Annotated in this window: 10 protein-coding genes; 4 read left to right on the top strand and 6 right to left on the bottom strand. The window is 70.2% G+C overall.

Annotated elements, in window-relative coordinates; all coding sequences use genetic code 11:
• Positions 1-38: 38 nt before the first annotated feature.
• Positions 39-668 (top strand): TetR/AcrR family transcriptional regulator, encoded by a 630-nt coding sequence (locus V4U86_RS02160; protein ID WP_395309661.1) that lies wholly within the window; start codon positions 39-41, stop codon positions 666-668.
• Here the strand turns inward: V4U86_RS02160 and V4U86_RS02155 are convergent.
• The 5 genes from V4U86_RS02155 to V4U86_RS02135 form a co-directional block, all read right to left on the bottom strand.
• A complete protein-coding gene (locus tag V4U86_RS02155) occupies positions 665-1132 on the bottom strand; it encodes a hypothetical protein (RefSeq protein WP_395309660.1) in 468 nt (155 codons plus the stop codon). The genes V4U86_RS02160 and V4U86_RS02155 overlap by 4 nt on opposite strands.
• A gap of 46 nt (positions 1133-1178) precedes the next feature.
• Positions 1179-2450, bottom strand: coding sequence for a glucarate dehydratase family protein (locus V4U86_RS02150; protein ID WP_395309659.1), 1272 nt, complete (start codon positions 2448-2450; stop codon positions 1179-1181).
• A gap of 3 nt (positions 2451-2453) precedes the next feature.
• Entirely contained in the window at positions 2454-3383 is a 930-nt protein-coding gene (locus tag V4U86_RS02145) for a 5-dehydro-4-deoxyglucarate dehydratase (protein ID WP_395309658.1), read from the bottom strand.
• Between the two features lie 36 nt (positions 3384-3419).
• Entirely contained in the window at positions 3420-5012 is a 1593-nt protein-coding gene (locus V4U86_RS02140) for an aldehyde dehydrogenase (NADP(+)) (protein ID WP_395309657.1), read from the bottom strand.
• A 134-nt stretch (positions 5013-5146) separates the two neighbouring features.
• The gene (locus tag V4U86_RS02135; protein WP_395309656.1) at positions 5147-5533 is read right to left on the bottom strand and encodes a hypothetical protein; all 387 of its coding nucleotides are present in this window, start codon (positions 5531-5533) and stop codon (positions 5147-5149) included.
• 125 nt (positions 5534-5658) lie between these two features.
• Between V4U86_RS02135 and V4U86_RS02130 the strand changes: the two genes are divergently transcribed.
• The 3 genes from V4U86_RS02130 to V4U86_RS02120 are packed head-to-tail and all read left to right on the top strand — an operon-like array spanning position 5659 to position 12130.
• Positions 5659-9540: a Pls/PosA family non-ribosomal peptide synthetase gene (locus V4U86_RS02130; RefSeq protein ID WP_395309655.1), complete on the top strand. Its 3882-nt coding sequence runs from the start codon at positions 5659-5661 to the stop codon at positions 9538-9540.
• Entirely contained in the window at positions 9537-10877 is a 1341-nt protein-coding gene (locus V4U86_RS02125; RefSeq protein ID WP_395309654.1) for a M1 family metallopeptidase, read from the top strand. The genes V4U86_RS02130 and V4U86_RS02125 overlap by 4 nt, the downstream gene beginning before the upstream one ends.
• Entirely contained in the window at positions 10874-12130 is a 1257-nt protein-coding gene (locus V4U86_RS02120; RefSeq protein WP_395309653.1) for a hypothetical protein, read from the top strand. The genes V4U86_RS02125 and V4U86_RS02120 overlap by 4 nt, the downstream gene beginning before the upstream one ends.
• Here the strand turns inward: V4U86_RS02120 and V4U86_RS02115 are convergent.
• Positions 12105-12689: a TetR/AcrR family transcriptional regulator gene (locus V4U86_RS02115; protein WP_395309652.1), complete on the bottom strand. Its 585-nt coding sequence runs from the start codon at positions 12687-12689 to the stop codon at positions 12105-12107. The genes V4U86_RS02120 and V4U86_RS02115 overlap by 26 nt on opposite strands.
• Between the last annotated feature and the right edge of the window lie 2 nt (positions 12690-12691).

Below are 12691 nucleotides of genomic sequence, written 5' to 3'. Positions count from 1 at the left end.
AGGAAATCAGTGCCGGCGGGCTGTGTCAAGATGGTGCGATGGCAGTCTCCCGGCGTTACGGCGGACAGACCGCCGTCGACCGGGTCGCCGAACGACGGGCCAGGTTACTTGCCGCCGGCCTCGAACTGATGGGAACGCGGGGCATCTCCGGCACCACCGTGCGCGGGGTCACCGAAGCCTCCGGCGTCGCCGCCCGCTATTTCTACGAGAGCTTCGCCGATGTCGAGGCGCTGCACCTGGCCGTCTACACCGAGGTCATCGAGGAGGCGGCGCGCCGGTCGGTCGCCGCGCTGGAGCAGGCACCCGATGACGACCTGGCCCGCACCCGGGCGGTGCTGGGCGAGCTGGTCGACCTGATCCTCGGCGACCCGCGCAAGGGCCGGATCCTGGTGCTGGAGGCCACCGCCTCACCGGCGCTGGGGCGGCGCAGCCTGGCCGAGTCGAGCCGGTTCGCAGGCATGCTGGCCTCCACCGTGGCCGATGGCGATCCGGGTCTGGCGGCCGACGGGCTGCCGACCGACCTCCGGCTGGTGTCGCAGTTCCTCGTCGGCGGGGTCACCGCGACCATCGGCGCGGTACTGCTCGGTGATGTCGAGGTCGACCGCGAACACCTGGTCGATGTGCTGGTCTCGCTGTTCGAGGCGATCCGCGCGGCCGGCTCGGATTAGCTCAACTTGATCGCCGCGAGCTTCAACTGCCTTGCCGCAGTTTCCCACTGCGCGACGGTGGGCAGCCGACCTCCGGTGAAGGTCAGGCCCATCTGGCGCTGCGCCTTCTTTGGGCCGTACGAGGTGGCGATCCGTTCGGCCAGGGCCGCCACCGCGGCCGGATCGCTGATCAGCTCTCCGCGCATCGTGGTGGTCTTGCCGCGATAGGACACCTGCGCGTCGGCTCCGTCTCGGAAGTTGTACTTCCACTGCGCCTCCAGCAGAACGTACAGCGCCCCGTCGAGGCGGTGGGCGCTGACCGGGGTGGCGTACCGCCTGCCCGTCTTGCGGCCGGTGAAGGACACCAGCATGAAGTCACCGATCAGTCCGCCCAGTGGCGTTTTCAGCACGAGTTTCAGTGTCGGATTGACGATCCGCAGCAGCAGTTCGGGTGGGTGCGCGGCATCGACGGCCTGGTCTGCCATCCACCCACCGTAACGGGGTGAGCGCTGCGACGCGCTGGAAAAGGGCCTACCAGCGCGGACTGGCCAGCGTGAAATCCGGATCGACGGTCTGCATGTAGCCGGTGTCGTCCCGGTCGCGGATCCCGCAGGTGACGTACTGCTCGTGCAGTGCGGCCAGCGAGTCCTCGTCGATCTCCACACCCAGCCCCGGACCGGTGGGCACCGGCACAGATCCGTCGACGAATTGCAGCGCACCGTCCTTGATGACCTCTTCGGTCTTCCACGGCCAGTGTGTGTCACAGGCGTAGGTGAGGTTCGGGGTGGCGCCGGCCAGGTGCACCATCGCCGCCAGGCTGATGCCCAGGTGCGAGTTCGAATGCATGGACAGTCCCAGCCCGAAGGTTTCGCAGATGCCGGCGAGTAGTCGCGAGCGCTGCAACCCGCCCCAGTAATGATGATCGGAGAGCACGACTTTCACCGAGTCCTTGAGGACGGCCGGCTTGAGCTGATCGAACGCGACTACGCACATGTTGGTGGCCAGCGGCAGCGGGGACTGCCTGGCGACCTCGGCCATCCCGTCCAGGCCGGGCGTCGGATCCTCCAGGTACTCCAGGATGTCGGCCAGCCCGGAAGCCACCTTGATGGAGGTCTGCGGTGTCCACGCGGCGTTGGGGTCCAGCCGCAACGGCATACCGGGGAAGGCCTTGGCCAGTGCCTCGATGCCGGCCATCTCCTCCTCGGGGGCGAACACGCCGCCCTTGACCTTGATGGCGGTGAAACCGTATTCGTCGACGATGCGGCGCGCCTGGGAAACCAGGCCGTCCGGGTCCAGCGCCTCACCGAACGTGTCGGGCCCGGCACCGGGGTGGCCTGCCCACTTGTAGAACAGGTAGGCACTGAACGGCACCGCGTCGCGCACCTTGCCGCCCAACAGATCCGACACCGGTCTGCCCAGTACGTGGCCCTGCACATCCAGGCAGGCCACCTCGAACGGGGAGAGTACCTGGTCGACCGCGCTGGCCGTGGTGATCATGCCCGCGGTGCCGACCGCGGCCCCGTCAGATTTCAGCTCATCCGCCAACGCCACCGCGATCGCGGCGCGGATCTCGTTGAGCGCGAACACGTCCAGTCCGGCGATGGCCCCGGCGGCGGCGTTCAACCGGGCCAGATGCCGGGTGTCGGCATAGGTCTCGCCGAGGCCGACCAGACCCGCATCGGTATCCAGCTGGATGACTGCCCGCAGCGCGTACGGCTGGTGCACACCGACGGTGTTGAGCAGCGGGGGGTCGGCGAATGCGACCGGGGTGATCCGTGCACCGGTGATGCGGACGGCGGTCATGGGCTAGACGGCCTCGCTCAGCGCGGCGGCCAGCACGGCGCGGCCGGCGGCGACGATCGAGGCCAGCGCCTCGACATCCTCGGCGCTGGGCATCACCAGCGGCGGGCGGACCGACCCGGCCGGAACGCCCTCCATCGTGACGCCGGCCTTGACCAGCGAGACGGCGTAACCAGGGACGCTGTCGCGCAGCTGGACCAGCGGGATGAAGAAGGCGTTGAGCAGCGCGTTGGTCAGCTCGACGTTGCCCGACTCCAGCGAGTTGTAGAACGCCAGCGCCAGATCCGGGGCGAACGCGAACGTCGCCGAGGAGTACAGCGGGACACCGATGGCGCGGAACGCCAGCTGCGTCGTCTCGGCGGTCGGCAACCCGTTGAAGAACAGGAAGTCCGGGTCGACCTGGGTGGTGACAGCGGCGACGATACGTGCCACCTGATCGAAATTGCCGGTGCCGTCCTTGAATCCGACGACATTGTCGATCTTGGCGACGGCGACCGCGGATGCCTCGGTGAACTTGGCGTTGTTGCGGTTGTAGACGATGACCGGCAGCGTGGTGGCGCCGGCGACCGCGGCGACATAGTCCACCAGGCCGGGCTGGGGCACCTCGACCAGATAGGGCGGCAGCAGCAGGATGCCGTCGGCACCCTCCTCCTGCGCGGCCCGCGCGAACGCCTTGGCCTGGGCCACCGAACCACCGGCGCCCGCGTACACCGGCACGCGTCCGGCGATCACCTCGACGGCGGTGCGCACCACGGTACGGAACTCGGTCAGTTCCAGGGCGTGGAATTCTCCTGTGCCACAGGCGATGAAGACGCCGCCCGGGCCGGCCTCGACACCTTTGGTCAGGTGACGCGACAGCGCGTCGACGTCGACCGCGCCGGTCTCGGTGAAAGGGGTGACGGGAAAGAACAGCACGCCGTGAAAGTTGGGACGCATCTTCGATGGCTCCTTGGAATGGTGGTGGGGTGGGTGTCAGTCCTGCGTGAGCCGGCCGTCGATGCGCCGCCACAGGTGATCGGGATTGCCGTCAGCAACAGCGCTGGGCAGCAGGGATTTCGGAACGTCCTGGTAGGCCACCGGGCGCAGGAAGCGTTCGATCGCGCGGGCACCGACCGACGTGGTCCGCGAGTCCGAGGTCGCCGGGAACGGGCCGCCGTGCACCATCGCATGGCACACCTCGACTCCGGTCGGCCAGCCGTTGAACAGGATTCGCCCGGCCTTGCACTCCAGCAGCGGGAGCAGTTCACCGGCTGCCTGCTCGTCGGCGGCGTCGGCGTGCACGGTCGCGGTGAGTTGGCCCTCGATACCGGTGGCGACGGTCCGCATCTCGGCGGCGTCGGCGCAGCGCACGATCAGGCTGGACGAGCCGAATACCTCGGCCTGCAGGTCCTCGCTGGCCAGGAAGCTCTGTGCGTCGGTCGCGAACAGTGCCGCCTGTCCGCACGTCTCGATCCCTGGGGCCTGACCGCGGGCGACCAGTTCGGCTGCGGTACCGAGCGTCTCGACACCGGCGGCGTAACTGCGGGCGATGTTCGGGGTGAGCATCGGGGTGGCCGGCGCGCCGGAGATGGCTTCGCCGGCGGCGGTGACGAAGGCGTCCAGGCCCGGACCGTCGACTGCGACGACCAGACCGGGGTTGGTGCAGAACTGCCCCGAACCCATGGTCAGCGAGCCGATGAAGGCCTTGCCCAGTTCGGCGCCGCGGCTGGCCAGCGCCCCGTCGAGCAGGAACACCGGATTGATCGAGCTCATCTCGGCGTAGACCGGGATCGGCTCGGGACGGGCTGCCGCGGCAGCCACCAACGCCGTTCCGCCGGAACGTGATCCGGTGAAGCCGACCGCCTTGATCCGCGGATCGCTGACCAGCGCGACACCGAGTTCCTGACCCGAACCGAACAGCAGTGAGAATGTCCCCGCGGGCAATCCGGCGTCGGCGACCGCGGCCGTGATGGCGCGGGCGACGATCTCGGAGGTGCCGGGGTGCGCGTCGTGGCCCTTGACCACGACCGGACAACCGGCGGCCAGCGCGGACGCGGTGTCACCGCCGGCGACCGAGAAGGCGAGCGGGAAATTGGACGCGCTGAACACCGCGACCGGGCCCAGCGGCACGAAACGCTGGCGGATGTCGGGACGGGGCAGCGGGGCGCGGTCGGGCTGCGCGGTGTCGATGCGGGCGCCGTTCCAGCTGCCCTCGCGCAGCACCCCGGCGAACAGCCGCAGTTGACCGGTGGTGCGGCCCACCTCACCGGTGATGCGCGCGACCGGCAGACCGCTCTCGGCGACGGCGCGGGCGATCAACGTCTCGCCGACCGCTTCGATGTGGGTGGCGATGGATTCCAGGAAGCGGGCACGCTGCTCGGAGGTGGTGGCCCGGAAGACGGGGAACGCCTCTGCCGCAGCAGCGGCGGCGGTCTCGACGTCGGCGATGTCACCGTGCTGGTAGCCCGGCTCCAGCGGCTGTCCCGCCGCCGGATCGAATCCTCGGATCTCCGTGCCGGTGCCGGTGACGGGCGATCCGGCGATGATCATCTGTCCGGTCAGCTGGGTGGGAAGAGTCGCAGTCACACCAGAAACGGTATGGAGTGAATCCATACATGTCCAAGACCATTTACGTGCCGACTAATGCAGAACTTGGATAGGTCCGGGCGGCCACGGTGCTGCCTCGACCGGGGTCGACACCGCACCGGCAAGCCGACGGGTCAGGCGCAGGCGCGGTTGCGCTGCTCCAACAGATTCAGCACGGTGTGTCCCAGCTCCGCGAGGTCCTGTCGGGGGGTGACGCCGACCAGCGTCACCCCGTCGGCCACACCCGCGGTCTCGATGTCCGCGATCAGCCCCGCCAGCCCGCTGACGGTGCCCGCGTAGCGCACCCCGTCCGCATCGGACCCCAGCGAGGCGTAGGCGGCCCGCACGTCACCGGCGACGGCCACTTTGATGTCGAGGATCACCGCGACCTCGCCGTCGTCACCGCGCAACCGGGCCCGGGTCCGCTGCGCCTGCTGCAGGTCATCGGCGCACACCCGGACCACCGGGGCCGGACCGGAGGTCAACTCGCTCCACGCTTCATCTGCCACGAATAGCCGCACGCCCCCACGCTAGGAACGCGCCGCGGGCCGGCCAATGGTTGCGATCAGCACGACCGTAAGGAAATTTTCCCGGCGCGCTCATGCGCGGCTCGCGAGTCCGCCGAGCGGCTTAGTAGTTTGGAGCGGTGACAGCGGAGACGGGCCAGACGATTCCTCCTCAGTACCTTCTCTCCCCGGCAGCCGCTCCGCCACGGACCCTGATCGACGTCCTCTACGACACCGCGAACCGCTACCCGGACGCCCCGGCCATCGATGACGGCGAGGTGCAGCTCACCTACGCCGAGCTGATCAGCGACGTCGAGGACAGCGTGGCCTGGCTGGCGGCCCGCGGAATCGGCCGCGGTGACCGGATCGGCATCCGGATGGCCTCGGGCAGCTACGCCCTCTACACGGCAATCCTGGCCACCCTGGCCACCGGCGCGGCCTACGTCCCGGTCGACGCCGACGACCCCGAGGAGCGCGCCGCACTCGTCTTCGGCGAGGCCCAGGTGGTGGCCATCATCACCGACCAGGGTCTGGTACGCGGCCCGGGCTCCTCGCGCGGCTGGCGCGCGGCGGCCCCGCTGACCCGCGACGATGCCTGGATCATCTTCACCTCCGGATCGACCGGCACGCCCAAGGGTGTGGCGGTGACCCACCGCAGCGCCGCCGCCTTCGTCGACGCCGAGGCACGGATGTTCCTGCAATCCGCGCCCATCGGCCCCGGCGACCGGGTGCTGGCCGGCCTCTCGGTGGCCTTCGACGCGTCCTGTGAGGAGATGTGGCTGGCCTGGCGGCACGGCGCCTGCCTGGTCCCGGCGCCGCGGTCGCTGGTGCGCAGCGGGATGGACCTCGGACCGTGGCTGGTGTCGCGCGACATCACCGTCGTCTCGACCGTGCCCACCCTGGCCGCGCTGTGGCCCGCCGAGGCGCTGGAAGCGGTCCGGCTGCTGATCTTCGGCGGCGAGGCCTGCCCGCCCGAACTTGCCGAACGGCTCGCCGTGGACGGTCGCGAGGTGTGGAACACCTACGGCCCCACCGAGGCGACCGTGGTCGCCTGCGCGGCACCGCTGGACGGCAGATCCGCGGTCAGCATCGGGTTGCCGCTACCGGGTTGGGACCTCGTCGTGGTGGATGCCGACGGGCTGCCGGTGGGCCCGGGCGAGGTCGGCGAGCTGGTGATCGGCGGCGTCGGGCTGGCCCGCTACCTGGATCCGGAGAAGGACGCCGAGAAGTACGCGCCGATGGCAAGCCTCGGGTGGGACCGCGCCTACCGCAGCGGCGACCTGGTGCGGCTGGAGGCCGACGGCCTGTACTTCCAGGGCCGCGCCGACGACCAGGTCAAGGTCGGCGGGCGGCGGATCGAACTCGGCGAGGTGGACACTGCGCTGGTGAACCTGCCGGGGGTGAGTGCCGCGGCGGCCGCCGTGCGCCGCACCGCCAGCGGCACTCCCCTGCTGGTCGGCTACCTGGCCAGTGCCGACCCTGAATTCGACCTCGGGAAGGCCCGCGCCGAGCTGGCCGAGGCGCTGCCCGCCGCGCTGGTCCCCCGCCTGGTGCTGCTCGACGAACTGCCCACCCGGACCTCGGGCAAGGTGGACCGCAACGCGCTGCCCTGGCCCCCGCCCGGCGCCGCGGCCGAGGACGAACCCGACCTCGGCGGCACCATGGGCTGGCTGGCCGGGCTGTGGCGCGACGTGCTGGCCGCGGTGGTGGACGGGCCGGAGGCCGACTTCTTCGCCCTCGGTGGCGGGTCGCTGTCGGCCGCGCAACTGGTGACCGCGGTGCGGGCCCGCTACCCGCAGGTGACCGTCGCCGATCTCTACGACCATCCCCGGCTCGGGTCGCTGGCCGGCTACCTCGACGAGCTTGCCCCGCCCCCGGAGGTCATACGCCGCGATGTGAAGCCCACACCGGTGCTCACCCAGCTGGCGCAGGTCGCGATGTCGGTGCCGCTGGCGACGCTGACCGGCCTGCAATGGGTGATCTGGCTGGCGATCCTGAACAACGTCGCCGCCGCCATCGACCTGGTGCCGTGGGCGGCACCGGCGAACTGGTGGTGGATCCTGGCCGGTTTCGTGGTCTTCATCACCCCGCCGGGCCGGATGGGCATCGCCGTGCTGGGCGCGCGCACCCTGCTCTCCGGGCTGGAGCCGGGCAGCTACCGGCGCGGCGGCTCCGAGCACCTGCGGGTCTGGTTCGCCGAACGACTGGCCGAGGCCAGCGGTGCGGAGAACCAGGCGGGCGCCCCGTGGCTGGTGTATTACGGCCGCGCCCTTGGTAATTCGATCGGCATGGGGGTCGACCTGCACTCGGCGCCACCGGTCACCGGCATGCTCACGCTGGGTCACCGCTGCTCGATCGAACCCGAGGTCGACCTGACCGGGCACTGGATCGACGGTGACGTGTTCCACGTCGGCCCGATCACCGTCGGCAACGATTCCACCATCGGTGCCCGCACCACCCTGTTCCCCGGCGCCGTCGTCGGCAAGAACGCCGATGTCGCCGCGGGTTCCGGCGTGGTCAACAAGGTCAAGAACGGCCAGTACTGGAAGGGCTCGCCGGCCGCGAAGTCCGGTAAGGCGCGCCACCCGTGGCCCGAGGAGCGGCCCGGCCGCGCCCCGCTGTGGGTCGGCTTCTACAGCGTGACCTCGATGCTGCTGGGCGGGCTTCCGCTGGCGGCCCTGGCCGCCGGGCTCGCGGTGCTCGGTTGGGCCGTGCGCGGCACCGCCACCCCGGCCGACGCGCTGCTCCCCGCGCTGGCCTGGACACCGGTGGCGGCCCTGGCGGCAGTGGTGGTCTACGCCGGGCTTACCGTGATCGGGGTGCGGCTGCTCTCGATCGGCCTCACCGAGGGCTACCACCCGGTGCGCAGCCGCGTCGGCTGGCAGCTGTGGGCGACCGAACGCCTGATGGACGCCGCGCGCAACTACCTGTTCCCGATCTACGCCAGCCTGCTCACCCCCTGGTGGCTGCGCCTGCTCGGCGCGAAAGTCGGTAAGGGAACCGAGATCTCGACGGCCCTGCTGACCCCGAAGTTCACCGAGGTGCAGGACGGCGCGTTCCTGGCCGACGACACCATGGTGGCGTCCTATGAGCTGGGTGGCGGCTGGATCCACGTCGCGAAGGCCACCATCGGCAAGCGGGCGTTCCTGGGCAACTCCGGTATCACCCAGCCGGGACGCAGGGTGCCCGATGACGGTCTGGTGGCGGTGCTGTCGGCCGCACCGCACAAGGCCAAGGCCGGCTCGTCCTGGCTGGGCAGTCCGCCGATCCGGTTGCGCCGCAAGCCGACCGCCGCCGACGCGATCCGCACCTTCCACCCGTCCACCCGGCTGCGGGTGATGCGCGGCATCGTCGAGACCTGCCGGCTCATCCCGGTCATCGTGACGTTCGCCATCGGCGTCGCGGTGCTCGCGATCCTGCACTATCTGGCCGATGTCATCGGTTACGGCTGGACCGCACTGGCCGGCGGTGTGGTGCTGCTGATCGCGGGCGCCGTCGCAGGCGCCATCGCGGTGGCCGCGAAATGGCTTGTGGTGGGCCGCATCGACGCCATCGAGCATCCGCTGTGGTCATCCTTCGTGTGGCGCAACGAAGTGTCGGACACCTTCGTCGAGACCGTGGCCGCCCCGTGGTTCGCCCGTGCCGCCAGCGGCACCCCGGTGATGAACATCTGGTTGCGCGGTCTGGGCGCGAAGATCGGCCGCGGCGTCTGGTGCGAGACCTACTGGCTGCCCGAGGCGGACCTGATCACCCTGGGCGACGGCAGCACCGTCAACCGCGGCTGCGTGGTGCAGACCCACCTGTTCCACGATCGGATCATGCGGATGGACACCGTGATCCTGGACGAGGGTGCCACCCTGGGCCCGCACTGTGTGGCGCTGCCGGCGTCGCGCATCGGCGCCGGCGCCACCGTCGGCCCGGCCTCGCTGGTGATGCGCGGTGACGAGGTGCCGCCGTGGACACGCTGGCAGGGCAACCCGATTGCGCCGTGGACCGTCAAGCGCAAGAAGCACGACCAATGAGGCCGGCCAAGAAGCCGGCCGGCAAGAGCGCGCATCAGCCCCCGGTGATCGACCCCTATCTGCCCCGCAACGGCAACTTCGGTTACCGGGTGTCGCGCTATGAACTCGACCTCGAGTACAAGGTGGCCATCAACCGGCTCGCCGGATCGGTCACCGTCACCGCGGTGACGCTGGCGGCACTGCGTACCTTCAGCCTGGACCTCTCCGACGCCCTGTCGGTGTCGAAGGTGACGGTGAACGGGCGGCGCCCCAACCAGTTCCGGTGTTCGGCGGGCAAGCTGCACATCACCCTCGGCGCGGCCCTGCCGGCCGGCGCCGCGATGACCGTGACGATCCGCTACGGCGGCACACCCCGTCCGCTGCGTACCGTCTGGGGAGAGGTCGGCTTCGAGGAACTGTCCAACGGCGCGCTGGTCGCCGGGCAGCCCAACGGGGCGGCCTCCTGGTTTCCCTGCGACGATCACCCGGCGGCCAAGGCCAGCTACCAGATCCGGATCAGCACCGACAGCCCGTATTACGCACTGGCCAACGGCGAACTGGTATCCAAACAGGTACGGGCCAGCCACACCCTATGGGTCTACGAGCAGGCCGAGCCCACCTCGACCTACCTGATCACGCTGCAGATCGGCGAGTACGAAAGACACCGCCTGCAGAAGAGTCCGGTTCCGATGTACGCCGTGTTGCCGGACCGGCTGCGCAGCGACTTCGAGCACGACTTCGCCCGGCAGCCACAGATGATGAAACTGTTCACCCGCCGGTTCGGGCCCTACCCGCTGGCCACCGGGTACACCGTCGTCGTCACCGATGACGACCTGGAGATCCCGCTTGAGGCCCAAGGGCTTTCGATCTTCGGTGCCAATCACTGCGATGGCAGCCGGTCCGCCGAACGGCTGATCGCGCACGAACTCGCCCATCAGTGGTTCGGCAACTCGGTGACCGTGCGGCGCTGGCGCGACATCTGGCTGCACGAGGGGTTCGCCTGCTACGCGGAGTGGTTGTGGTCCGAGGAGTCCGGCGGGCCCAGCGCCGACGAGCGGGCGCGCAGCTATCACCGCAAGCTCTCCGATTCCCCGCAGGATCTGCTGCTCACCGACCCCGGCCCGGCCGACATGTTCGACGACCGGGTGTACAAGCGCGGGGCACTCACCCTGCACGCCCTGCGCGGAGTCATCGGTGACGACAACTTCTTTGCGCTGCTTCAGGATTGGACTGCTCGCTACCGGCACAGCACCGCGGTCACCGATGACTTCACCGGGCTGGCCGCCAATCACGCCGACGTCTCGCTCCGGTCGTTGTGGGACCGCTGGCTGTACTCCCGGGACGTACCGGACCTGTGACCGACGCCAGCGCGGCAGTACCGGCCCGCGGCCCGGTGACGCGGGGCAGCGTCACCCGGGTCGGGATCGCCACCGCGTGCTCGGCACTGTGCGGCTACGCCGTGCTCTATCTGGCCGCCCGCAACCTGGAACCCGCCGGCTTCTCTTTGTTCGGAGTGTTCTGGGGGGCGTTCGGTCTGGTCAGCGGCGCCGCCAACGGGCTGCTCCAGGAATCCACCCGTGAGGTCCGGGCCCTGCGGGGCCGGGACGTCACCGCAGCCGAACGCACCTATCCGATGCGGGTCGCGGCGGTCGTCGGTGTGGTCGCGGCCGGTGTGATCGTGCTCAGCTCACCGCTGTGGTCGGCACAGGTGTTCAGTGAATCCCGGTGGCTGAGCGTGGTGCTGCTGAGCATCGGATTGGCCGGGTTCTGCCTGCACGCAACGCTGCTCGGGATGCTGGCCGGGGTGGACCGGTGGACGCAGTACGGGTCGTTGATGGTGACCGACGCCGCGATCAGGGTGGCGGTCGCCGCCGCTGCCTTCGTACTGGGTTGGGGGTTGGCCGGGTTCCTGTGGGCCACCGTCGCCGGATCGCTGGCCTGGCTGATCCTGCTGGTGATCTCGCCGACCGCGCGGGCGGCGGCCCGGCAGGCGACCGCCGGCGGGGCGCGGATGTTTCTGACCGGAACGCTGCATTCGGTCGCCGCCGCCGGTGCCAGTGCCGTTCTCGTCATGGGTTTCCCGGTGCTGCTCAAGGCCACCACCCCCGAACTCGGCGCGGCCGGAGGTGTGGTGATCCTGGCGGTGACGCTGACCCGGGCGCCGCTGCTGGTCCCGTTGACGGCCATGCAGGGCAACCTGATCGCGCATTTCGTGGATCAGCGGCACCGCCGGCTGCGCGCGCTGGTGGCGCCCGCCGCGCTGGTCGGCGTGATCGGCGCGGTCGGGGTCGTGGCGGCCTGGCTGGCCGGACCGTGGTTGCTGCGCACCGCGTTCGGCGCGGAATACCAGGCGGCCGGTGGTCTGCTGGCCTGGTTCACCGCCGGGGCGGTGGCCATCGCACTGCTCACCCTCACCGGCGCCGCCACGGTGGCCGCCGCGCTGCACCGGGCCTACGCCGCGGGCTGGGTCGGTGCCACACTGGCCGCGGTGGCCTTGCTGCTGCTACCGCTGGACCTGGAGACCCGGACGGTCATCGCGCTGCTCTGCGGACCGGTGGTGGGCATCGCCGTGCACCTGTTCGCGCTCAGCGCCCGCCGAGCAGATCGGTGAGCAACGCGATCCGCCTGTCCTCCAACTCCGGTGTCGGCAGTACTCCGCGCAGCAGCGCGGCACCGTCGAAGGCGTTGGTCAACAACGCCCGGACGACCGGCACCATGTCGGCCTCGACGGTGTCGATACCGGGGACGCCCGCGGCGACCTCGTCGATCTTGGCCGCGTACTCGGTGAGCACGTCCTGCAGCGTGGCCCGCAGTGCGGCGTCGGTGCGGGCCGCGACCATCAGCTCGTAGAGCACCGCGTTGGTGTCGTTTCCGGTGACGTCGCGCAGGATCGTCAGCGCCGACTCCAGCGCGGGCCGGTCCGCGGGGATCTCGGCGACCCGTTTGCCGAACAGGTCGAGTTGGCGGCGCAGCACCTCGTAGCCGGTGGCGGCCATGAAGTCCCCCATGGTCGGGTAGTGCCGGAACAGCGCGCCCACGGACAGGCCGGCCCGTTTGGCGATGATCGCCGCCGAGGCACGGGCATAACCGATTTCGATGATCGTCTCGATGCTCGCATCGAGCAGCCGCGCTACGGTCTCCTCGCGGCGTTGCTGTTGGGTGCGGGCCATCG

It is taken from the genome of Mycobacterium sp. AMU20-3851 (assembly GCF_043974665.1).
Classification (GTDB): domain Bacteria; phylum Actinomycetota; class Actinomycetes; order Mycobacteriales; family Mycobacteriaceae; genus Mycobacterium.
The sequence above is the reverse complement of the archived record's forward strand: the minus strand, read 5'-3'. Positions and strand labels throughout refer to the sequence as shown.

Excerpts from the sequence above, each read along its gene's own strand:
- V4U86_RS02145 (WP_395309658.1), bottom strand. The coding sequence starts at position 3,383 with ATGCGTCCCAACTTTCACGGCGTGCTGTTCTTTCCCGTCACCCCTTTC.
- V4U86_RS02125 (WP_395309654.1), top strand. The coding sequence starts at position 9,537 with ATGAGGCCGGCCAAGAAGCCGGCCGGCAAGAGCGCGCATCAGCCCCCG.
- V4U86_RS02115 (WP_395309652.1), bottom strand. The coding sequence starts at position 12,689 with ATGGCCCGCACCCAACAGCAACGCCGCGAGGAGACCGTAGCGCGGCTG.
- V4U86_RS02155 (WP_395309660.1), bottom strand. The coding sequence starts at position 1,132 with ATGGCAGACCAGGCCGTCGATGCCGCGCACCCACCCGAACTGCTGCTG.
- V4U86_RS02150 (WP_395309659.1), bottom strand. The coding sequence starts at position 2,450 with ATGACCGCCGTCCGCATCACCGGTGCACGGATCACCCCGGTCGCATTC.
- V4U86_RS02160 (WP_395309661.1), top strand. The coding sequence starts at position 39 with ATGGCAGTCTCCCGGCGTTACGGCGGACAGACCGCCGTCGACCGGGTC.